This is a genomic window from Hydromonas duriensis, from assembly GCF_004363775.1.
Lineage (GTDB): Bacteria > Pseudomonadota > Gammaproteobacteria > Burkholderiales > Burkholderiaceae > Hydromonas > Hydromonas duriensis.
In genome coordinates this window covers 1-1,887 of sequence record NZ_SNZE01000065.1, presented here as the reverse complement: position 1 = coordinate 1,887, position 1,887 = coordinate 1, and the positions used below count along the sequence as shown (strand labels likewise).

At 50.2% G+C, this 1,887-nt stretch carries 1 tRNA gene and 1 rRNA gene; both read right to left on the bottom strand.

From position 1 onward, the window contains the following. A tRNA-Ala gene (locus tag DFR44_RS11275) sits at positions 1-76 on the bottom strand. Between the two features lie 68 nt (positions 77-144). Next, positions 145-1,689: ribosomal RNA gene (locus tag DFR44_RS11270) — 16S ribosomal RNA — on the bottom strand. Between the last annotated feature and the right edge of the window lie 198 nt (positions 1,690-1,887).

The window sequence follows — 1,887 nt, the reverse complement described above, 5'->3', positions numbered from 1 at the left end:
TGGTGGAGGATGACGGGATCGAACCGACGACCCCCTGCTTGCAAAGCAGGTGCTCTCCCAGCTGAGCTAATCCCCCATTAGGATTCTCTGTTTCTGTTTTAACATTCCGATAAGTGTGAGCGTTCATGGCTTTTCTATCTCTAGAAAGGAGGTGATCCAGCCGCACCTTCCGATACGGCTACCTTGTTACGACTTAACCCCAGTCATGAATCCCACCGTGGTAAGCGCCCTCCTTACGGTTAGGCTACCTACTTCTGGTGAAACCCACTCCCATGGTTTGACGGGCGGTGTGTACAAGACCCGGGAACGTATTCACCGTGACATTCTGATCCACGATTACTAGCGATTCCGACTTCATGGAGTCGAGTTGCAGACTCCAATCCGGACTACGATCGGTTTTATGGGATTGGCTCCACCTCGCGGCTTGGCAACCCTTTGTACCGACCATTGTATGACGTGTGAAGCCCTACCCATAAGGGCCATGAGGACTTGACGTCATCCCCACCTTCCTCCGGTTTGTCACCGGCAGTCTCATTAGAGTGCCCAACTTAATGATGGCAACTAATGACAAGGGTTGCGCTCGTTGCGGGACTTAACCCAACATCTCACGACACGAGCTGACGACAGCCATGCAGCACCTGTGTCCACTTTCTCTTTCGAGCACCTAATGCATCTCTGCTTCGTTAGTGGCATGTCAAGGGTAGGTAAGGTTTTTCGCGTTGCATCGAATTAATCCACATCATCCACCGCTTGTGCGGGTCCCCGTCAATTCATTTGAGTTTTAATCTTGCGACCGTACTCCCCAGGCGGTCAACTTCACGCGTTAGCTTCGTTACTAAGTCAATGAAGACCCAACAACCAGTTGACATCGTTTAGGGCGTGGACTACCAGGGTATCTAATCCTGTTTGCTCCCCACGCTTTCGTACATGAGCGTCAGTGTTATCCCAGGAGGCCGCCTTCGCCACCGGTATTCCTCCACATCTCTACGCATTTCACTGCTACACGTGGAATTCTACCTCCCTCTGACACACTCTAGTCTGACAGTTACAATCGCAGTTCCCAAGTTGAGCTCGGGGATTTCACGACTGTCTTATCAGACCGCCTGCGCACGCTTTACGCCCAGTAATTCCGATTAACGCTTGCACCCTACGTATTACCGCGGCTGCTGGCACGTAGTTAGCCGGTGCTTATTCTTTAGGTACCGTCATCCCCCAAGGGTATTAGCCTTAAGGATTTCTTCCCTAACAAAAGAGCTTTACAACCCGAAGGCCTTCTTCACTCACGCGGCATTGCTGGATCAGGGTTGCCCCCATTGTCCAAAATTCCCCACTGCTGCCTCCCGTAGGAGTCTGGACCGTGTCTCAGTTCCAGTGTGGCGGATCGTCCTCTCAGACCCGCTAAAGATCGTCGCCTTGGTGAGCCTTTACCTCACCAACTAGCTAATCTTCCATCGGCCGCTCGTTTAGCGCGAGGCCCAAAGGTCCCCCGCTTTCAACCGTAGTTCGTATGCGGTATTAGCTACTCTTTCGAGTAGTTATCCCCCACTAAACGGTACGTTCCGATGTATTACTCACCCGTTCGCCACTCGTCATCAAAGAAAGCAAGCTTTCTTCATGTTACCGTTCGACTTGCATGTGTAAAGCATGCCGCCAGCGTTCAATCTGAGCCATGATCAAACTCTTCAGTTTATATCATTGCATTTCGCATTTGCGGTATCGCTACCGCTACTCAAGTATTGACTGACATTTCAATTCATTTCTGAATTTGCTTTGTTTCGTCAAGTATGAGCATTATTGGTTTAACGTCTAGTGACTTGTCACTCGACTGAACCATAAACGCCCACACTTATCGGCTGTTAATTTTTAAAGATCTTGTCTTAACTGAGC